General features: G+C 68.3%; 14 protein-coding genes. 7 read left to right on the forward strand and 7 right to left on the reverse strand.

Annotation, left to right across the window (positions count from 1 at the left end):
• Nucleotides 1-28: 28 nt before the first annotated feature.
• The 4 genes from ACEN9G_RS22520 to ACEN9G_RS22535 are packed head-to-tail and all read left to right on the forward strand — an operon-like array spanning nt 29 to nt 8,226.
• On the forward strand, nt 29-3,145 hold the full coding sequence (locus ACEN9G_RS22520; protein WP_413342203.1) for an efflux RND transporter permease subunit: 3,117 nt from the start codon (nt 29-31) through the stop codon (nt 3,143-3,145).
• The gene (locus tag ACEN9G_RS22525; RefSeq protein WP_413342205.1) at nt 3,142-6,381 is read left to right on the forward strand and encodes an efflux RND transporter permease subunit; all 3,240 of its coding nucleotides are present in this window, start codon (nt 3,142-3,144) and stop codon (nt 6,379-6,381) included. The genes ACEN9G_RS22520 and ACEN9G_RS22525 overlap by 4 nt, the downstream gene beginning before the upstream one ends.
• Before the next feature lie 8 nt (nt 6,382-6,389).
• Nucleotides 6,390-7,832: an efflux transporter outer membrane subunit gene (locus ACEN9G_RS22530; protein WP_483126993.1), complete on the forward strand. Its 1,443-nt coding sequence runs from the start codon at nt 6,390-6,392 to the stop codon at nt 7,830-7,832.
• 4 nt (nt 7,833-7,836) lie between these two features.
• Complete coding sequence (locus tag ACEN9G_RS22535; RefSeq protein WP_483126994.1) at nt 7,837-8,226, forward strand: hypothetical protein; 390 nt, start codon at nt 7,837-7,839, stop codon at nt 8,224-8,226.
• Between the two features lie 72 nt (nt 8,227-8,298).
• Here ACEN9G_RS22535 and ACEN9G_RS22540 read toward each other — a convergent pair whose 3' ends face one another.
• Nucleotides 8,299-9,291 (reverse strand): bile acid:sodium symporter family protein, encoded by a 993-nt coding sequence (locus tag ACEN9G_RS22540; RefSeq protein ID WP_413342604.1) that lies wholly within the window; start codon nt 9,289-9,291, stop codon nt 8,299-8,301.
• Nucleotides 9,292-9,507: 216 nt separating this feature from the next.
• On the opposite strand from ACEN9G_RS22540, the gene ACEN9G_RS22545 reads away from it, so the two are divergent.
• The 3 genes from ACEN9G_RS22545 (at nt 9,508) to ACEN9G_RS22555 (ending at nt 14,175) form a co-directional block, all read left to right on the forward strand.
• Complete coding sequence (locus ACEN9G_RS22545; protein WP_413342602.1) at nt 9,508-11,223, forward strand: rhamnogalacturonan lyase B N-terminal domain-containing protein; 1,716 nt, start codon at nt 9,508-9,510, stop codon at nt 11,221-11,223.
• A gap of 11 nt (nt 11,224-11,234) precedes the next feature.
• Nucleotides 11,235-11,891, forward strand: coding sequence for a hypothetical protein (locus ACEN9G_RS22550; RefSeq protein WP_413342600.1), 657 nt, complete (start codon nt 11,235-11,237; stop codon nt 11,889-11,891).
• A gap of 145 nt (nt 11,892-12,036) precedes the next feature.
• The gene (locus ACEN9G_RS22555; RefSeq protein WP_413342598.1) at nt 12,037-14,175 is read left to right on the forward strand and encodes a S46 family peptidase; all 2,139 of its coding nucleotides are present in this window, start codon (nt 12,037-12,039) and stop codon (nt 14,173-14,175) included.
• A gap of 4 nt (nt 14,176-14,179) precedes the next feature.
• Here ACEN9G_RS22555 and ACEN9G_RS22560 read toward each other — a convergent pair whose 3' ends face one another.
• Genes ACEN9G_RS22560 through ACEN9G_RS22585 form a run of 6 tightly spaced genes read right to left on the reverse strand, consistent with a single transcriptional unit; the run spans nt 14,180 to nt 21,358 of the window.
• Nucleotides 14,180-15,556 (reverse strand): sensor histidine kinase, encoded by a 1,377-nt coding sequence (locus ACEN9G_RS22560; RefSeq protein WP_483126995.1) that lies wholly within the window; start codon nt 15,554-15,556, stop codon nt 14,180-14,182.
• Nucleotides 15,553-16,944, reverse strand: a complete 1,392-nt coding sequence (locus tag ACEN9G_RS22565; protein ID WP_413345229.1) for a sigma-54-dependent transcriptional regulator — start codon at nt 16,942-16,944, stop codon at nt 15,553-15,555. Before ACEN9G_RS22565 ends, ACEN9G_RS22560 begins: the two co-directional genes overlap by 4 nt.
• A 9-nt stretch (nt 16,945-16,953) precedes the next feature.
• A complete protein-coding gene (locus tag ACEN9G_RS22570; RefSeq protein ID WP_483126996.1) occupies nt 16,954-18,150 on the reverse strand; it encodes an ABC transporter permease in 1,197 nt (398 codons plus the stop codon).
• The gene (locus ACEN9G_RS22575; RefSeq protein WP_413343965.1) at nt 18,150-19,403 is read right to left on the reverse strand and encodes an ABC transporter permease; all 1,254 of its coding nucleotides are present in this window, start codon (nt 19,401-19,403) and stop codon (nt 18,150-18,152) included. The genes ACEN9G_RS22570 and ACEN9G_RS22575 overlap by 1 nt, the downstream gene beginning before the upstream one ends.
• Entirely contained in the window at nt 19,393-20,076 is a 684-nt protein-coding gene (locus tag ACEN9G_RS22580; protein WP_056330580.1) for an ABC transporter ATP-binding protein, read from the reverse strand. The genes ACEN9G_RS22575 and ACEN9G_RS22580 overlap by 11 nt, the downstream gene beginning before the upstream one ends.
• A 19-nt stretch (nt 20,077-20,095) precedes the next feature.
• Nucleotides 20,096-21,358, reverse strand: a complete 1,263-nt coding sequence (locus tag ACEN9G_RS22585; protein ID WP_413343963.1) for an efflux RND transporter periplasmic adaptor subunit — start codon at nt 21,356-21,358, stop codon at nt 20,096-20,098.
• Nucleotides 21,359-21,379: the final 21 nt, after the last annotated feature.

Genomic DNA, 21,379 nt, shown 5'->3' on the forward strand with positions numbered 1-21,379 from the left:
ACGGTCTCGCGTGCAACGGAGCGGTTCGATGAGCCCATCCGCCCCCTTCATCCGCCGCCCCGTCGCCACGTCGCTGCTGATGCTGGCGATCGTGCTGGCTGGCCTCGTCGGCTATAAATTCCTGCCGTTGTCCGCGCTGCCGCAGGTCGACTTCCCGACCATCCAGGTGCAGACGCTGTACCCGGGCGCGAGTCCGGAAGTGATGGCGCGCACCGTGACGGCGCCGCTGGAACGCCAGTTCGGCCAGATGTCGGGCCTGGCGCGCATGAGTTCCAACAGCGCGGCCGGCGTCTCCGTGATCACCTTGCAGTTCACCCTGGGCCAGACGCTCGACGTGGCCGAGCAGGAAGTCCAGGCCGCGATCAATGCCGGCGGCTCGCTGCTGCCGACCGACCTGCCGGCGCCGCCCGTCTACGCGAAGGTCAACCCGGCCGACGCGCCCGTGCTGACGCTCGCCATCACGTCCGATTCGATGCCGCTGACGGAGGTGCAGAACCTCGTCAACACGCGCCTCGCGCTGAAGATCAGCCAGGTGACGGGCGTGGGCCTCGTCACCCTGCAGGGCGGCCAGCGTCCGGCCGTGCGCATCCAGGCCAACACGGAGGCGCTCGCCGCCAACGGCCTCGGCCTCGACACGCTGCGCACCGCGATCACGAACGCGAACGCCAACAGCGCCAAGGGCAGTTTCGACGGCCCGCTGCGCGCCTACACCATCAACGCCAACGACCAGCTGGTGACGGTGCCCGACTACACGAACCTGATCGTCGCGTACAGGAACGGCGCGCCGGTGCGCCTGGGCGACGTGGCGAAGGTCGTCGACAGCGCGGAGAACGTCAAGCTCGGTGCGTGGGCGAACATGAAGCCCGCGATCATCCTGAACGTGCAGCGCCAGCCGGGCGCCAACGTGATCGCCACCGTGGATGCCATCAAGCAGCGCCTGCCCGAGCTGCAGGCCAGCCTGCCGCAGAGCATCCACATGGACGTGCTGTCGGACCGCACGAACGGCATCCGCGCCTCCGTCGAACACGTGCAGATCGAGCTCGTGCTGGCCGTCGTCCTCGTCGTGCTCGTGATCTTCGCGTTCCTGCACAGCATCCGCGCCACCGTGATCGCGAGCCTCGCCGTGCCCATCTCGCTGGTCGGCACGTTCGGCATCATGTACCTGCTCGGGTACAGCCTGAACAACCTGTCGCTGATGGCGCTGACGATCGCAACGGGCTTCGTCGTCGACGACGCCATCGTCATGATCGAGAACATCTCGCGCTACATCGAGGAAGGCGAGAGGCCGATGGACGCCGCGCTGAAGGGCGCCACGCAGATCGGCTTCACCATCATTTCGCTGACCGTGTCGCTGATCGCCGTGCTGATCCCGCTGCTGTTCATGGGCGACGTCGTGGGCCGGCTGTTCCGCGAATTCGCCGTGTCGCTCGCGATCACGATCCTGATCTCGGCCGTCGTATCGCTGACGCTCGTGCCGATGATGTCGGCCCGCTGGCTCAAGCAGCACGACAAGTCGCACGAAACCCCATTCGCCCGCAAGTTCCAGTCGTTCTTCGACTGGACCGTCGGCCACTACGACCGCGGCCTGAACTGGGTCCTCGCACGCCAGGGCCTGACCCTGCTCGTCGCGCTGGGAACGCTCGTGCTGACGGCGATCCTGTGGACGTTCATCCCGAAAAGCCTGTTCCCCACGCAGGACACGGGCCAGCTGCAGGCGCGCGTGGAAGCGCGCCAGGCAATCTCGTACAGTTCGATGGCCGGGATGCAGCAGGCCGCCGCGCGCGAGATCCTGGCCGACCCGGACGTCGAATCGCTCGCGTCGACCGTGGGCGTGGATGCCGCCAACAACACGATGCTCCACACGGGCACCATGCTGATCAACCTGAAGGCGAAGCACGGCGACCAGCAGGACATCATGGAGCGCCTGCGCCGCCGCGTGGCACAGAACGTCGCCGGCGTCACGCTGTACCTGCAGCCGACCCAGGACCTCACCATCGACGCCGAGACGGGACCGACGCAATACCGCCTGTCGATCGAAGGCGCGGACACGAAGACGGTGACGGAGTGGGCCCACAGGATGGTGGCGGCGATGGCGCGCCGCAAGGAGCTGGCGAACGTCGTCACGGATGCGGGCGCCACCGGCGCAGCCGCCTACGTCAACATCGATCGCGACAGCGCGTCGCGCCTGTCCGTGACGGCGTCGAATGTCGACGACGCGTTGTACAGCGCGTTCGGCCAGCGCATCGTGTCGACCATCTTCACGGAGACGAACCAGTACCGCGTGATCCTGGAGGCGCAGCAGGACGACAAGATGTCGCTCGACGCGCTGTCGGACCTGCAGCTGCGCACGGGCTCCGGCGCGCCGACGCCGCTGTCCGCGATCGCCTCCATCACGGAACAGGCCGCGCCGCTGCAGATCACGCACGTGGCGCAATACCCGGCGACGACGATCGGCTTCGACACCGCGTCCGGCATCAAGCTGGGCACCGCCGTCGCCGCGATCAAGGAAGTCGCGCAGGAGATCGGCCTGCCGGGCTCCGTGACCATGACGTTCCTCGGCGCGTCCGGCGCGTACCAGGCGTCGCTGTCGAACCAGCTGTGGCTGATCCTCGCGGCCGTCGTCTGCGTGTACATCGTGCTGGGGGTGCTGTACGAGAGCTACATCCACCCGCTGACCATCCTGTCGACCCTGCCGTCGGCCGGCGTCGGCGCGCTGCTGGCGCTGGGGATCACCGGGCAGGGCCTCGGCGTCATCGGCATCATCGGCATCATCCTGCTCATCGGTATCGTGAAGAAGAACGCGATCATGATGATCGACTTCGCCATCGAGGCCGAGCGCGACGAGGGCAAGGACCCGCGGACGGCGATCCACCAGGCCGCGATGCTGCGCTTCCGTCCGATCATCATGACGACGCTGGCCGCGCTGTTCGCCGCCATCCCGCTGATGTTCGGCTGGGGCGAGGGCGCCGAGCTGCGCCGGCCGCTGGGCCTCGCGATCTTCGGCGGCCTGATCGTCAGCCAGCTGCTCACGCTGTTTACGACGCCCGTCATCTATCTCGCGTTCGACCGCCTCGCGCGGCGCTGGAGCGGCGCGGAGCCCGCTAAACCCGGCGGCGCGGTGAAACCCGGCGGAGCGGGCGCATGAGTCTCTCGCAGCCGTTCATCAAGCGGCCCATCGCGACGGTGCTGCTGACCATCGGCATCGCGCTGGCGGGCATCGGCGCGTTCTTCGTGCTGCCCGTGTCGCCGCTGCCGCAGGTCGACTTCCCGGCGATCTCCGTGTCGGCCAACCTGCCGGGCGGCAGTCCGGACACGATGGCGACGTCGGTCGCCACGCCGCTGGAACGGCGGCTGGGCGTGATCGCGGGCGTCAACGAGATGACGTCCAGCAGCGGCAACGGCTCCACCCGCATCAACCTGCAGTTCGACCTCACGCGCCAGATCGACTCCGCCGCGCGCGAAGTGCAGGCCGCGATCAACGCGGCGCGCGCCGACCTGCCGGCCACCCTGCGCAGCAATCCGACGTACCGCAAGGCCAATCCGTCCGACGCGCCCGTGATCATCCTGGCGCTGACGTCGAAGACGCGTTCGCCCGGCCAGATCTACGACGACGTGTCGAACGTCGTGCAGCAAAAGCTCGCGCAGGTGAAGGGCGTGGGCGACGTGGAGATCGGCGGCGGCTCGCTGCCGGCCGTGCGCGTCGACCTGAACCCGTACCAGTTGAACCAGTACGGCCTGTCGACCGAGGACGTGCGCGCCGCCATCCAGGCGACGAACGCCAACCGGCCGAAGGGCGCGCTGGAAGGGCAGGGCATGCGCCTGCAGATCTATTCGCAGGCGAACACGCCGACCAATGGCCGCACGGCGGCCGACTACAAGGGCCTCGTCGTCGCATGGCGCAACGGTTCCGCCATCCGGCTGCAGGACGTCGCCACGGTGTGGGACGGCGTCGAGAACATCAACACGCTGGGCCTGTTCAACGGCGAACCCGCCGTGATCGTGCTGGTGACGAGCCAGCCGGGCGCCAACGTCATCGAGACCGTGGACGGCGTGCGCGCGCTGCTGCCGCAGCTGCAGGCCCAGTTGCCGCAGGACGTGCGCATGCAGGTCGCGTCGGACCGCACCCATTCCATCCGCGCGTCGCTGCACGAGATCGAGATGACCCTCATGATCTCGATCCTGCTCGTCGTGCTCGTGGTCTCCGTGTTCCTGCGCAGCGTCCGCGCGACCGTCGTGCCGGCCGTGGCGACCGTCGTCTCGCTGCTGGGCACCTTCGGCGTGATGTACCTGCTGGGCTTCTCCCTGAACAACCTGTCGCTGATGGCGCTCACGGTGGCGACGGGATTCGTCGTCGACGACGCCATCGTCGTGCTGGAAAACACGAGCCGCCACGTGGAGCAGGGCATGGACCGCATGAAGGCGGCGCTGCTGGGCGCGCAGGAAGTGGGTTTTACCGTGCTGTCCATCAGCCTGTCGCTCGTGGCCGTGTTCATCCCGCTGCTGTTCATGGGCGGCCAGGTGGGCCGGCTGTTCCGCGAATTCGCCGTCACGCTGTCGGCCGCCGTGATGATCTCGCTCGTCATCTCGCTGACGACGACGCCGATGCTGTGCGCGATGCTGCTGAAACCGGGCCAGAAGCTGCACGACCACGCGGGCCGCAAGCAGGGCCGCCTCGCGCGCTGGGCCGAGCGGGCCTTCGACGGCGTGCTGAAGTCGTACGAGCACGCGCTCGACTGGGCGCTCGACATGAAGGCGCTCGTGATGCTGATCCTCGTGTTCGTCGTCGGCCTGAACGTGTACCTGTTCTCGGCCGCACCCAAAGGCTTCTTCCCGCAGCAGGACACGGGCCAGGTCAACGGCGGCCTGCGCGCGGACCAGAGCATCTCGTTCCAGGCCATGCAGGGCAAGCTGCGCCAGCTCGTGAACATCATCAAGAGCGATCCCGCCGTGGACACCGTCGTCGGCTTCACGGGCGGCTCGCGCGCGGGCGGCGGCTTCATGTTCCTGAACCTGAAGCCGGCCGACGAACGCGCCAAGGGCGAGAGCGGCCAGGCCGTGATCGCGCGCCTGCGTCCGAAGCTCGCGCAGGTGACGGGCGTACAGCTGTTCCTGAACCCCGTGCAGGACCTGCGCATGGGCGGGCGCCAGTCCAACTCCACGTACCAGTACACCCTGAAGAGCGACAACCGCGCCGACCTGAAAACGTGGGCGACGAAGCTGGCGGACGCGATGAAGGGGCAGAAGGCGCTGACCGACGTCGACACCGACCAGGCGGACAACGGCGTCGAGACCTATGTCGACATCGACAAGCAGACGGCCGCGCGCCTCGGCATCAGCGCGAAGGACATCGATAACGCCCTGTACAACGCGTTCGGCCAGCGCCAGGTCGCCAACATCTACGACGAATTGAACCAGTACCACGTGATCATGGGCGTGGCGCAGCAGTACGCGCGCTCGCCGGCCGCGCTGGACGACGTGTACGTGCCGGCCAAGAACGCGCCCACGACCGCCGCCGGCACACCCGCTGCGCCCGCGAACCTGACGGCCGCGCGCGATCCGTCCGGCGGCTCGGCCCTGTCGTCGAGTGCCACGACGATGGTGCCGCTGTCCGCCATCGCCCACTTCGCGGAGCGCTCGACGCCGAGCTCCGTCAACCACCAGGACGGCGAGCTGGCGACGACGATCTCGTTCAACCTCGCGCAGGGCTTTTCGCTGTCGGAAGCGCAGCAGGCGGTCAAGCAGGCGGAGGCTGACATCGGCATGCCGACCAACGTGCGCGGCAGTTTCCAGGGCCAGGCCAAGCAGGCGCAGGAATCGAACCAGCAGCAGCCGCTGCTGATCCTCGCCGCCATCGTCGTCATCTACATCGTCCTCGGCATCCTGTACGAAAGCCTCGTGCATCCGGTCACGGTGCTGTCGACGTTGCCGTCGGCCGGCGTGGGCGCCGTGCTGGCGCTGCTGCTGTTCCACATGGAGTTTTCCATCATCGCGCTGATCGGCGTGTTCCTCCTGATCGGCATCGTGAAGAAGAACGCGATCCTGATCATCGACTTCGCGCTGGAAGCGGAGCGCGCGCGCGGCCTGTCGGCCACTGAGGCCGTGCGCGAGGCGTGCCTGCTGCGCTTCCGTCCGATCCTGATGACGACCCTGGCGGCGGCGCTGGGCGCGCTGCCGCTGGCGATCGGCTTCGGCGAGGGCTCCGAGCTGCGCCAGCCGCTGGGTATCGCCATCATCGGCGGCCTGGTCGCGAGCCAGCTCCTGACGCTGCTGACCACGCCCGTCGTCTACGTCTACCTCGACAAGCTCCGCCGCCGCAACGCGGACGAGCACCACCTGGTCCGCCATCCGCTGGAGGACCAGCCCACGATTTCCCAGCCATGAACCGAACCATGCGATCTACCACCTTTCGTCCGCTGATCTCCGCCTTGCTCGCCGCCGCCGTGCTGTCCGGCTGCGCGCTCGCGCCCACGTACGAGCGGCCGGCGACGCCGCAACCGGCCGCGTTCAAGGAACTTCATGGATGGGCGCCGGCCGCTCCCGCGGATGCGCTCGACCGGGGGCCGTGGTGGACACTATTCAACGACCCCGTGCTCGATGGCCTCGTGCGCCAGGTCGAGGTCAGCAACCAGAACGTGGCGGCGGCCGTGGCCGCGTACAGCCAGGCGCGCGCGCTCGTCGCGCAGCAGCGCGCGTCGCTGTTCCCGACCGTGACGCTGACCGGCGGCGCGAACCGGAACGGCAGCGGCGGGGGCAGCGGGTCGAACGACAACAACAACAACAACGGCCGCACCTCGAACAGCTTCCGCCTGAACATCGGATCGAGCTGGGAACCGGACGTGTGGGGGCGCCTGCGCGCGGGCGTCTCGGCGGCGCAGGCCAATGCCCAGGCCAGCGCGGCCGACCTGGCGTCCGCACGCCTGTCCGCGCAGGGCGAACTGGCGGCCGACTATTTTTCGCTGCGCTCCGTCGACGCCCAGCGCGCGCTGCTGGCCACCACCATCGAAGGCTACCAGCGCGTGCTGAAGATCACGCAGAACCGCTTCGACGTGGGCATCGTGCCGCACTCGGACGTCTACCAGGCCCGGACCCAGCTCGCCAGCGCGCAGAGCGACGACCTCACGCTGGCCCGCCAGCGCGCGCAGCTGGAGCACGCGATCGCGGTCCTCGTCGGCAAGGCGCCGGCCGATTTCGCGCTGGCGCCGGCGCCGTGGAGCGTAACCGTGCCGGACGTGCCGGTCGGCGTGCCGTCCACCTTGCTGGAGCGCCGCCCCGACATCGCCGCGTCCGAACGCGCCGTGGCCGCGGCCAACGCGCAGATCGGCATCGTGCGCGCCGCCTACTTCCCGCAGATCGGCCTGACGGCATCGTACGGCCCGTCCGCCAGCGCCATCGGCGACCTGTTCAAGGCATCGAGCATGGCGTGGGCACTGGGCCTGTCGGCCACCGAGACGATCTTCAACGGCGGCGCCAACCGCGCGGCGGTGCAGGGCGCCGACGCGGCGCGCGAGCAGGCCGTCGCGCGCTACCGCCAGACGGTGCTGGACGCCTTCGCCGACGTCGAGGACCAGTTGAACGCCACGCGCGTGCTGGCGCAGCAGCAGGACCTGCAGCGCCAGGCATCGGAAGCGGCGGACAAGGTCGAGGAGCAGGTGCTGAACCGCTACAAGGCCGGCCAGGTGAGTTATTCGGAAGTGGTGCAGGCCCAGGTGACGGCGCTGAACGCGCGCCGCGCGCTCGTGCAGACGCAGGGCAACCGGCAGACGACGGCCGTGGCGCTGATCCAGTCGCTGGGCGGCGGCTGGCACGCGGACCAGCTCACCGCGCAGGAGTAACACCATGCCTGCATGGAGCGCGCTGTACCTGGCGGGCGACGTGGCGCTGTCGGCCTGGATGCTGCGCCACGACTTCCGCCGCCGCGGCCGCGCGGCCGTCGTCGCGACGGCCGAACTGCTGGGCAGCGCGAGCCTCGCGCTGCCGGCGCTCGCTTATCTGGATGAGGACTTCGCCGCACTGTTGAACGAGTCGGCGCTGTGGATGCTGTTCGCGCTCGGGATGGCGGCGCTGGCAAGCTTCAGCTGGCGCGACATCCGCGCGAGCCTGCATGATCCGCGCACGGCCTGGCTGCCGCCGCGCCGGCGCTGGCTCATCACGGCGCTGGGCCCCGGCATGATGCTCGCCGCCGCGCTCCCCGAAGTGTGGTGGGGCGGCCTGGCGCTGGCCAAATAAAACCGGGGTCAGAGCCCGGATTTTGGCAACAACCTAAAAGACATTTCCAATAATCGGGCTCTGACCCTGGTGTTAACGTTGTTCGCGGCCCCACTTCTGGGCGAGGACCGCGCAGACCATCAGCTGGATCTGGTGGAACAGCATTACGGGCAGGATGACCATGCCCAGCGCGCTCGGTGCGAACAGCACCTTGGCCATCGGCACGCCGCTGGCCAGACTCTTTTTGGAGCCGCAGAACACGATGGTGATCTCGTCCTCGCGGCTGAAGCCGAGGCGCCGGCTCGTCCACGTGGCGAGGCCCAGCGCGATCGCCAGCATCACGCAGCTGATGACGACGAGCGCAACGAGCGATTCCCCCGACAGCTTGTGCCACAGGCCTTCGTTGACGGATTCGGAAAACGCCGTGTAGACCACCAGCAGGATCGAGCCCTGGTCGACGATCTTCAGCATCGGCTTGTGGCTGTCCACCCATTTGCCGATCCACGGACGCAGGAATTGCCCGGCCAGGAAAGGCAGCAGCAGCTGTTCGACGATGGTGATCACCGCGTCCAGCGACGAGCCGCCCGCCGCGCCCTGCACGATCAGCGTCGACACGAGCAGCGGCGTGACGAAGATGCCGACGAAGTTCGACGCCGACGCGCTGCACACGGCCGCCGCCACGTTCCCGCGCGCCATCGACGTGAACGCGATCGACGACTGCACGGTGGAGGGCAGGGTGCACAGGAACAGGATGCCCACGTACAGCTCGGGCGTGACGACGCTGCCCGCCAGCGGCTTCATGGCGAGACCCAGCAGCGGGAACATGACGAAGGTCGACGCAAGCACCAGCAGGTGCAGGCGCCAGTGCGTCATGCCGGCGACGATCGCTTCGCGCGACAGCTTTGCGCCGTGCAGGAAGAACAACAAGCCGATGGCGACGGTGGTGACCTTGCCGAGGACGACGGCCGTCTCGCCCGCGCACGGCAGCACGCTCGCGAGGGCGACGGTGCACAGCAGCAGGATGGTGAAGGTGTCGATCGACAGGCGGCGGAGGAGGGCGGAAACGGGGGCGAGAAGGCTGGACATGATGATGGTCGGCGAGAAGCTCCGGACAGCGCCGGACCCGCCATTCTATCTGCATCTGCTGGCCTCCGCTCAAGCGCGTGATTCTTTGCGTGGCAAGCATTCCACCCCGTTGACCCGCCGCGCGCAGCCCGTCAATACTGATGTGCAAACCCGGGTGCGTACATATTTGACAATCGGGACTGACGTCCCGACAAACCGACAAACAGGAGACAGACGATGCACATGTTCATGCGCAGGACCGCCTTCGCCTCAACGTTATGCCTGCTGGCCGCAGGCTGCAGCGACAACAACACTGCAAGCGCCGGCGCCACCAAGTCGCTGGCGACCGTCGCCACGGTATCCGCGTTCGGCCTCACGCAGGATGCCAGTTTCTACACGATCGACACGGGCGCGGGCCTCGTCTTCAAGGTGCGGCGCCTGGACAACGGCGTCAGCACGCAGTCGGCCGGCGACATCGCGTCGCTGGTCTACAACGGCGTCGAGTACCAGGACCAGGGCCGCGGCACGCAGGTCAATTCCGGCTTCGACTACCTGTACAAGGGCATCTCCGCGGTGGACGTGAACGCGCAGACGATCGGCAGCGACGTCGTCAAGGTGACCGTGCAGGCGGGCGGCCTCACGCACTACTACATCGCGCGCCGCGGCGAGGCGAAGATCTATATGGGGACGTATTTCACGAGCGAGCCCGACACGCTGAATCTCGCGCGCTTCATCGTGCGCGTGCCGATCGCGCGGCTGCCCAACGGCCCGGCGCCGTCCGACCTGCGCGGCACCAGCGGGGCGATCGAAGCGAGCGACGTCTTCGGCATGCCGAACGGCGAGACGCGCTCCAAGCACTACTCGAACATGCGCCTGAAGGACTGGCAATTCATCGGCGCGACGGGGACCAACGTCGGCCTGTGGATCGTCCGCGACAACAATGAGGGCAATTCGGGCGGCCCGTTCTACCGCAGCCTGCTGAACCAGGCCACGGCCACGAACCAGGAGATCACCTACATCATCAACTACGGCGAGGGCCAGACGGAGCCGCTGCGCACGAAAGTCCTCAACACGTACACGATGGTGTTCAACGACGGCGCCGCACCGGCACCGGTGGACACGTCCTGGCTCGGCACCCTCGGCCTCACGGGCTGGGTGGGGCCGGAAGCACGCGGTGGGGTGAGCGGGGCGGCCATCACGGGCCGCGATCCGCGCTTCGCCTACACGGTCGGCTTCGCGAATGCGACGGCCCAGTACTGGACGGCGGCCGATGCCACGGACGGCCATTTCGCCAGCACCGGCATGATCCCCGGGACCTATACGATGAAGGTCTACAAGAACGAGCTGGCGGTCGACACGCGCACGGTGACGGTCGGCGCGGGCGCCACGACGGACGCGGGCACCGTCGCCGTGACGGGCGATCCGGGCGGCGCGGCCGCGCTCTGGCGCATCGGCGAGTGGGACGGCACGCCGGCGGAATTCATCAACGGCGGCAAGGTCACGACCATGCACCCGTCCGACGTGCGCATGGCGCCGTGGACGCCGGGCGATTACGTGGTCGGCACGTCGACACCGGCCACGGGCTTCCCCGCGTACCAGTGGAAGGACGTGAACGGCACGCTGACCGTGCGCTTCAACCTGCGCGCGAGCCAGATCGTGCCGCTGCGGCTGCGCGTCGGCATCACGGACGCCTTCGCGGGCGGACGGCCCAAGACGCAGGTCAACGGCTGGGTCTCGGCGAATCCGCCGGCGTCCACGCAGCCGTCGTCGCGCACGCTGACGGTCGGCACCTACCGCGGCAACAACACGATGTATACGTTCGACATCCCGGCCACCGAACTGGTCGTGGGCCAGAACGTGCTGACGCTGACGGCGATCAGCGGCTCCAGCGGCATCCGCTTCCTGAGCCCCGGCTACAGCTACGACGCGCTCGACCTGATTCCCACGCCATGATGGAGACGACCATGCATGTCAAGAACCGCCTGCTGTGTGCAGCCGCTCTAACCCTGGTCGCGCAATGGGCCGGCGCCGCCGTGCTGCAGACCCTCGGTGCCGGCACGGCCGTCGGCACCGTCACCAACGCGGCGCACTTCGACCTGAACACGGCGCTCGCCAACGACTGGGTCGAGGACGGCCTGCTGTTCCACGCAAGCGGCTACGGCGCCAACAACGGCTGCGGCTACGCCGGTGTGGACTGCTATGACGCCGTCTCGGAACTGAGCCCCGCGTTCTCCGGCAACTACTTCGCCACGTCCGGCACGAACGCGTACATCAGCGTGCGGCGCGCGGACGGCGCGGATTTCTACCGGATCGAGTTCGCGGCCGGCAGCGGCTACCAGTCCCTGAACGGCTACTGGGCCACGTATGCGGATGGCCAGCGCACCGGCAGCGGCAACTTCAGTTCTCCGCGCGGCGCGATCCTGGGACTCGTCGACGGGAACGGCTTCGACGAGGTGCGCTACTTCGCCTTCTCGACCGCGAACCGGCAGGCGGGCTACAGCGCGCCCGCGCTGGACGAGGTGCGCGTCGGCCTGCCGGAACCCGCGTCGCCGGCGTTGTGCGCGGCCGCGCTGGCGGGGATGGCGGCGGTGCTGCGACGACGCAAACGTAAATACGCCTGATCGACGAAATTGCGGGATGTGGCGTCCGCACGACGCCGTTATGGGGTCTGTACATACTCTTTCAGAACGAATCCTGACAATTTTGTTTCCGAAACAAGACGGCCTGGCGATATACTCGTGGTTGCTTTTTTTCGCGAGGTTTGTCTTGTTCAAATCCGTCGTCCTTCCCGTCGCCCTGCTGGGGGCGAGCGCCGGGGCGCTCGCCGACGAGGGCCAGTGGCAGCCGCACCAGCTGCCGCAGCTGAAATCCGAGCTGAAACGCATCGGCATCACGATCCCGGCCGAGCGTCTCGCCGACCTGTCGAAACACCCGATGAGCGCCATCGTGGCGACGCCGGGCTGTTCGGCGTCGTTCGTGTCGCCGGACGGTCTCGTCGTCACGAACCACCACTGCGGCTACGGCGCGATCCAGCGCAATTCGACCCCGGAACACAATTACATCGCCAACGGCTTCCTCGCGAAGACGCGCGCGGAGGAACTGCCGGGCGGGCCGAACACGGTCGTCTACGTGACGGAGAAGGTCGAGAACGTGACGGACCGCGTCCTGAAGGGCCTCGGTGCCGGCGTGTCGGGCAAGGAGCGCCACGAGCAGGTCGCGGCGCGCATCAAGGCGCTGATCGCGGAGTGCGAGAGCGACAAGGCCTACCGCTGCGCGGTCCCCGCGTTCAACCGCGGCGGCGAGTACTACCGCATCAAGCAGCTGCTGATCCGCGACGTGCGCCTCGTCTACGCGCCCGCGAACAGCGTGGGCGACTTCGGCGGCGACATCGACAACTACGAATTCCCGCGCCACGTCGGCGACTTTTCCTTCCTGCGCGCGTACGTCGGCAAGGATGGCCGCCCGGCCGATCCGTCGCCGGACAACGTGCCCTATAAATCGAAGAGCTTCCTCGTCGTCTCGGCCGAAGGGTTGAAGGCGGGCGACCCGATCCTGCTGGCCGGCTACCCGGGCCGCACGAGCCGCTACAAGCTGCCGGCCGAGATCCGCTTCGCGCGCGACGTCGACTATCCGGCCAAGGTGGCATCGATCACGGCCGACCTCTCGGTGATCGCGGCCGCCACGATGGGCAACCCGGACTACACGGTGCGCTACGCGAGCGTGGCGAAGAGCCTGAACAACGTGCTGAAAAAGACGCGCGGCCTGCTGGACGGCTTCGCGCGCAAGGACATCGCTGCCATCAAGGACGCGCAGGACGCTCAATTCCGCACGTGGTACAAGCAGCACGGCACTGGACCGAAGAACCTGCTGGCCGACCTCGACGCCGCCATCGCCGCCGACATGGCGACGACACAGCACGAGACCGCATGGGCGGAAGCCACGCACAGCGACCTGCTGAAGAGCGCGCGCACCCTGTACCGCCTGGCGCTGGAACACCAGAGGCCGGACGCGCAGCGCGAAGCGGGCTTCCAGGAGCGCGACGTCTCGTTCATCAAGGCGCGCCTGGCCCGCCTCGAGCAATCGTTCGTGCCCAGCGTCGACCAGGCCCGCTGGCAGGCCGCGCTGGTCCGCTACGGCAAGATCGACACGAAGGTGCGGCCGCACGGGCTGGACGGGCTGCTGCCCGCGCAGAACGCGCTGGCGCCGCTGTACAAGGGCACGGAGCTGGGCGACACGGCGAAGCGCCTGGCGTGGATCGGCAAGGACGCGGACGCGTTCCGCAAATCGAGCGACCCGTTCATCCAGCTGGCCGTGCACCTGCACGACGCCGGCGTCGCGCTGGAAGAGCGCCGCAAGGAAGTCGACGGCAACCTGGAACGCGTCGTCCCGCTGTACATGGACGCCGTCGTGGCCTGGAAGAAGTCGCAGGGCAAGCCGGTCTACCCGGACGCGAACGGCACCTTGCGCGTGACCTACGGCACCGTGGCGCCGTACAGCCCGCGCGACGGCATCGTCAAGGGTCCGTTCACCACCGTCGAAGGCATCCTCGAAAAGCAGACGGGCAAGGCGCCGTTCGACGCGCCGAATTCGCTGCTGCAGGCAATCCGCGACAAGCGCTACGGCCAGTTCCGGGATCCGGCGCTGGGCACGGTGCCGGTGAACTTCCTGTCGAGCGCCGACACGACGGGCGGCAATTCCGGCTCCGCCGTGATGAACAAGCGCGGGGAACTGGTCGGCCTGAACTTCGATTCGACCTACGAGTCGATCACGAAGGACTGGTACTTCGATCCGGTGATCACGCGTGCGATCCACGTCGACATCCGCTACATGCTGTGGGTGATGAAGGAGGTCGACCATGCGGACAACCTGCTGAAGGAAATGACGATCAAGTACCCGAAGGGGTAATGCGTCACGGCGCCGGGAACCAGATGTCGAACCGCGTCTCTCCCGGCGCCCCCGGCGCCAGCGAATACGTGCACCCGTGCCGCTGCAGCACCTCGCGCACGAACATCAACCCGATCCCCTGGCCGCCTTTGCGCGTCGTGAAGAACGGCGTGAACAGCGGCCGCGCCGGTCCGGTGGCCAGCAGGTCGCCGGAATCGACGACCGAGAGCCTGACTCTCCGGCCTTCGTCCGCCAGCTCCAGCCTGATCGCGCCGCTCGATTGACTGGCCGCCTCGATCGCTTCCATCGCATTCTTGACGATGTTCATGAGGGCCTGCTCGATCAGCTGCGCATCCAGCGCGAGCGGCGCGACGGCATCGCAGCGGTGCCAGCCCAGCGCGATGCCGCGGCTGCTGCATTGTTCGCGGTTCAGCCACAGGATGTCGTCGACGACCGCTTTCAGATCCGTCGGGCGCGGTTCCGGCGGCGGCATCTTGACGACCTTCGTGAAGCGGTCGATGAATTCGCCGAGGCTCGCATTGCGCCGTTTGACGGCGACGATGGCCGTCGCGAAGTCGCCCGCGTCCCGTTCGTGCAGCTGGCCGCGGTAGTACAGCAGCGAGTCGAGCACGGAGCCCGTCGCGGCCACCGTGTTGTTGACTTCATGCGCCAGCACGCGGATCAGGCGTGCGTAGGTCGCGCGCTCCGAGTCTTCCAGCTCCGCCGTCAGTTCCTCGACCATGATGAAGTGGCGCGCGAAGCCGCGGTCGTAGAACTGGCCGCGTTGCGCGCGGTAGCGGCGGCCGTCCGGGTCCGTCAGCAGGCGCGATTCGCCCAGCGGCAGGGCATCCAGCTGCGCGGCGAGCTGGCGGCTCCGCGCGCGCCCGCGCGCGTCGAGGCGTTGCGCGAATCCGGCGGCGCCGTCGGCCCAGGCGGACAAGCGCTTGCCCTCGGGCCGGTCCAGGCCGAGCAGTTCGCCCGCGCTCGCGTTCACGAGGCTGATCGCGCCGTCGAAGTCGAACACGAGGACCGCGACCGGCGTCGCTTCCAGCAGGCGGTCGAGGAAGCCCTGCTGCTCGCCGATCGCAAGCCGTTCGCGGTGCAGCGCGGCGAGCATCGTGTTGAACGTGTCCACGAGGTCGTCCAGCTCGCGCGACACGGGGGCGGCCAGGCGGTTGGCGTAGTGCTGGTCCTGCAGCAACTCATGGAAGCGGCGCGTGTAGCCGAGCGGTTCCAGCGCCTGGCGCACGAGCCGCCAGCCCAGTGCCAGGCTCGCGAGCAGCAGGCCTTCCGCGCCGACGAACAGCAACGGCCGCGCCGGCAGCAGCAGGGTGGCGCAGCCGAACAGCGGCACGTGCAGCGCCACGATGTAGACGCCGAGACGGGGCCGCAGCCGCATCATGCGGCGCCGTCCGCGCCGGCGAGGCCGTGGCGCTCCAGCCTGCGGTACAGCGCCGTGCGCGACAGGCCCAGGGCCTTCGCCACGCGCGAGATGTTGCCCGCGTGCTGGCGCAGCGCCTGTTCGATCATCAGGCGTTCGACCTGGTCCAGCGTCATGCCGTCGACGCCGAGCCGGCCGCCGGACACGCCTTCGTCGACGGCGCTCGTCGCCAGGAAGTCCGCCTGCGTGAGCACGTCCTTGCCGGCCAGGAGGAGGGTGCGTTCCAGCGTCTGCTTCAGCTGGCGGATGTTGCCGGGCCACGGCTGCGCCGCGAGCCAGTCCAGCGCCTGCGGGGCGAGGGCGACGGCTTGCAGGCCGTAGCTGTCGGCGACATGCTCCACGATATGGCGCGCCAGCAGCGGGATGTCGCTGCGCCGTTCGCGCAGCGGCGGCAGGCGGATCGTGATCAGGTTCAGGCGATAGAACAAATCTTCGCGGAAGTCGCCGGCGGCGACGAGCTCCGCCAGTTCGCGGTTGGTGGCCGAGATCACGCGCACGTCGGCCTGCTCCGCGCGGCTCGCGCCGACGGGCTGGTAGCGCTGGTCCTGCAGCACGCGCAGCAGCTTGACCTGGTCGCCGCGGTTCAGTTCTCCGATCTCGTCGAGGAACAGCGTGCCGCCGTCGGCGCTGGCGATATGGCCCTTGCGATTGTCGCGCGCATCCGTGAACGCGCCGCGCACGTGGCCGAACATCTCGCTTTCGAACAGCGACGTCGTGATCGCGCCCATGTTGATCTTGACGATGGGCGCATCCCGGCGCGGGCTGTTGCGGTGGATGGCGTCGGCGATGAGTTCCTTGCCGGTGCCGCTCTCGCCGAGGATCAGCACGGGCGCGCGCGTGGCCGCGACCTGCGCGATCGTCTCCAGCACTTTCAGCAGCTTCGGGTGCGCGCCGACGATGCCCGTGAAATCGTACTTCGCATCGAGCGCGGCGCGCGTGCGGCTGCTTGCTGCCGGCGGCGTGCCGAGATCCAGCGTCGCTTCGATCAGGTCGACCAGTTGGGCGTTGTCCCAGGGCTTGGTGAAAAAGTTCGCGGCGCCCGCCTTCACGCCGCGCACGGCCAGCGCGATCGAGCCCCACGCCGTCATCAGGAGCACCGGCAGGGACGGATGCGCCGCCTTGATGCGCGCGAGCAGGTCGAGGCCTTCCTCGCCGCTCGTCTGCAGCGAGAAATTCATGTCCTGCAAAACGAGATCGAATGGCGTTGCGTCGAGTTGCGCCAGCGCCTCGCGCGGCCCGTCCGCGCATGCCGCGTCGAAGCCGGCCTGCTTGAGGAGCAGGGCCAGCGAGACCTGGACGGCGTGGTCGTCGTCGACGACCAGTACGCGCCGCCTGCGTTGTGGTTCCATGTCAGCCTTTTATTCGTAGTGCAGTGCCGCGGCCGGATCGAGGCGGCTCGCGCGCCAGCCGGGGTAGAGCGAGCACGCCAAGGATAGCAGATAGATAACGGCCATCGACAGCCCCACGGCGCCCGCGAACACGGACCAGTTCAAGGTGTCGCCCAGCGCGCCGGTGAGCGGCAGCTGCACGAGCAGCACGAGGCCCACGCCCATCGCCAGGGACCCGAGCAGCAGCTGTTCGAGGACGATCTGGCGGTAGATGTCGGCGGCGCGCGCGCCGATCGCGCGGCGCAGGCCGATCTCGGGAATCCGGCGCGTCGTGTTCTGCCACAGCACGCCGAACAGGCCGAAGGCGACCATGACGAGCATGAACGACGCGATCACGCCCGCCACGGCCAGCGGAATGAGCTGCTCCTTCAGCAGCGAGGCGCGCAGCGATTGCAGCGGCGCGATCTGGTAGCCCCAGTCGTTGTGGACCGCCTTGAGCCGCTGGTTCAGCTTCGCCTCGAAGCCGCGCGGCGTGCCGGGCGCGACGCGCAGCAGGATCGTGCGCACGCGCGATTCCGTCGTGTGCGGGGTGAACCGCATGAGGACGAAGTTCGTCGGCACCATCAGCGGGCCCTGGTTGCGGAACGTGTCCACGATGCCGATGATGCGGAAGGTGCGCGTGACGCCGTAGTCGGTGCTCGTGTAGCGCTGGCCCAGCGCCGGCCGGCCCGGGAACATCTCGGCCGCCACGCGCCGGTTCACGACCGCGGGCCGCGCGTCCTGGCCGTCGTCGGCGGCGCTGAACCAGCGGCCGGCCACGAGCCGCATGCCGAGCACCTCCGGCAGGTCGTCGCCCGCTTCGATGGTATTGGTCTGCACGGCGGCGCCGGTCTGCGGCGACGCGAACGTCGTGGTCCACGTCGAGCGGGTGTACGGCGCATAGCTGGCAAAGCTCACGGCGCGCACTTCCGGCAGTTCGAGCAGGCTGCGGCGCAGCGTGTCGTAGACGTCCGGCGCGATGGACTTGGGCGGTGCTTCGCCCATTTGCATCTGCACGGACCACGTGTCGGTACCGTCGAAACCGACCGGCTGGCGGTACAGCTGCCAGTAGCGCAGCCCGAACGCGGCGATGCCGAACACGATGACGAAGGCGAGCAGGATCTCGAGGCTCAGCATGAGGTTCCTGGATTTGCGCTTCCAGGTCAGTCGCAACAGGTGGCGCAGCATCACGCGGCTCCTTTCAGGGCATGGACGGGATCGAGGCGCGACATCTTCCACGCGGGGATCGCGCCGGACAGCAGGCCGAACACGAAGGCGAGCAGCATGCCGCAGCCGAACACGGTCGGGTTGAGGTGGACTTCCAGGTACGGGATCAGCTGCGACGCTTCGAGCCACCACAGCACGCCCTGGGCGCAGGCCAGGCCGAGCAGGCCGCCGGCGAGGCACAGCAGCACGTTCTCGACGACGAGCTGGCCCGCGAGCTGCAGGCTGGTGGCGCCGAACGCCTTGCGCACGCCGATCTCCGCGCTGCGCTCCATGATGCGGCCCATGTTCAGGTTGACGAGATTCAGCGCGGGCAGCAGCATGAACACGAGCATGCCGCCCGCGATCATCAGGAGCAGCCGCCTGCCGCCGGAATCGACGTAGCTTTCCCGGCCCTGCAGCGCGCGGGCGACGACGTCGAGCTTGGTGTCGGCCCAGAACGTGGTCTTGCCGAAGATCTGGGTACCCACCGGCTGGATGGTCCTGGCGACGCGTTCGACGTCGGCGCGGATGCGCGGCAGGTCGGCCGGCGAGCGCGCCAGCAGCAGTGCGGCGAACATGCCCGTGTATTCGTCGCGGTAGTTCGACGACGGGAATGTGGCGAGCGGCGCCCAGATGTCCGCGTAGGCGTTGATGTGGATGACGTCCGCGACGACGCCGATGACTTCGAACGCCTGGCCGTCCACGCTGATGCGCTGGCCGACCGCGGCGGCCCCGGGGAACAGCTGGCGCGCCGTCGTCGCGTTGACGACGGCCACCATGCGGCCCAGGCGGTCGTCGTCCTCGTCCGGCAGGCGGCCGGCCAGCAGCTTGAATTGCATGATCTTCCAGTAATTCGCGTCGACGCGGCGCATGTCGAGCCGGCTCACGCGGTCGCCCTGGTAGACCGAGACCTCGCTCGTCGTCGTGATGGCCGAGACGCGCTCCACGCTCTGCAACGGCATGAGGTAGCGCGAGATGGTCTTGTAGCCCAGCAGGCCGGTGCGCAGGCCGGTGGGCAGGCCCTTGTCGTTGACGCTCTCGCTGCGCATGCCGTACACCTGCAGCAGGCGGTCGCTCCGGCCTTCCACGCCGGTTGGCCAGAACGCCGTGTCGAGCAGGGCGCTGATCACCATCAGCACGACGAGCGTGAGCACGATGCACGCGAGGTTGATGGCCGTGAACAGCTTGCGGCGCATGAAGACCTTGTAGGCGGTCAGCAGGTAGTTACGCAGCATGGAGATGCTCCGGCTGGACGAGCTGGCCGTCGAACACGCGCACGATGCGGCCGACCTGCGACGCCTCGCGCTCGTCGTGCGTGACCATCACGATGGTCGTGCCTTCCGCGTTCAGTTTCAGCAGGATGTCCATGATCTCGGCGCCCATCCGGCTGTCCAGGTTCCCCGTCGGCTCGTCCGCCAGCAGCACGTGCGGCTGGCCGACGATGGCGCGCGCGATCGCCACGCGCTGCTGCTGGCCGCCGGACAGCTGGTTCGGGTAGTGGTCCATGCGCGCGGACAGGCCCACGCGGGCGAGCGCCTCGCGCGCGAGCCGGCGCCGCTCACCGCCGGACACGCTGCGGTAGAGCAGGGGCAGCTCGACGTTGTCGATCACGCGCAGGTCCTGGATCAGGTGGAAGCTTTGAAAAATGAAGCCGAACGTCTGGTTGCGCAGCTTCGCGAGCTGGCGGTCGGCGTAGCGCTTGATCGGGATACCGTCCACGTCGATCGCGCCCTGGCTGGGCCGGTCGAGCAGGCCGATGAGGTTCAGCAGGGTGCTCTTGCCGCAGCCGCTGGGGCCCATCAGCGCGACGAATTCGCCCCGCTCGACGACGAGGTCGATGTCTTTCAGGGCCAGCGTTTCCACCTTGTCGGTGCGGTAGGTCTTGCTGACCTGGTTCAGTCTGATCATGGTGTCCTCTCGTTTGGATTCAGTTCGTGATGCGGATGCTGTCGCGGTGCTTGAAGTCGGCCGTGTCGGAGACGACGACGCGGTCGCCCGCGTGCGCGCCGCCCACGACCTCGACGACCTTGCCGTCGCCGGCGCCCAGGTCGAGGATCGTCCTGCGCGCCACGCCGTCCCGCACGACGAATGCCGGCTGCGGGCCGCGGCCGTTGAAGGCGGGGCCGCTGTCGACCACGAGCACATTCGCGCGGCGTTCCGTGACGACCGCGACGTCCACGCGCATCTTGTTGCGCAGGTGCGGATTGCGCGGTTGCGCGAGGTCGACCAGCAGCTTGATGGTGCCGTTCTGGATTTCGGGCAGGATCGTGTGGACGGTGCCGGCCATGACCTCGCCGTTCTGCTCCACGCGCACGGCCTGTCCCGGCGCGAGCTGGCGCGCGTGGAAGTCGGACAGCGTGGCCTCGACGCGGTAGTTGTTCAATTCGGAGACGCGCGCGACGAGCTGGCCCGCCGCCACGCTCGCGCCTTCTTCTTCCAGCAGCCACGTGAGCATGCCGCCGAACGGGGCGCGCACGCGGGTGCGGTCCAATAACCGTTCCTGCTGTGCGATCTGCTTTTGCAGGATTGCCTTCTGCAGGTCGGCCGCCGCGATATTGGTGGCCGTCGTGCGGTGCGTGGCGTCGAGCAGCGCGCGCTGCTGGCGCAGCTGGATCTCCGTGCGCTTCACGTTCAGTTGCGCCGTCAGCAGGTTTTCGCCGGATACGAGGCCGCTCGAGCGCAGCTTCTCGTTGCGTTCCAGCGTGGCGCGCGCGGCCTGCAGGTCGATCTCCAGCAGCTCGAGGCTGCTCACGATCTGCGTGCGCTTCTGTTCCAGTTCCTGCTTGAGTGTCGCGATGCGGTTGTCCTGCTGCGCCAGCTGTTCCTTCAGCGCTTCCAGCGCGAGGCGGATATCGCGGTCGTCCAGTTCCAGCAGCAGGTCGCCCGCGCGGACCTGCTGCCCGGGCTTGGCGAGGACCTTCGCGACGCGGCTCGCGCCCGGACTCGCCACCACTTCCTCGTGCACGGGAATGACGACGCCGGCCGCGCCGACCGTGTTGTCCACGTTCCCGCGCCGCACCTCCGCGACGACGACGTCGGCCGCGGACACGCTCGGACGCAGCGCGCGGTTCAGGCCCCACGCGGCGGCGCACAGGGCCCCGAGCACGACGAGCGTGGAGGCGAGCCGCATGCGGGTGCGGCGGCGGAGGATGTCGAGCGGGATGGCCTGGTCCATGATCAAAGCGGGCATTGTGATGCTGCCTGTATTGCA

The organism is Massilia sp. Masssp94 (genome assembly GCF_059491305.1).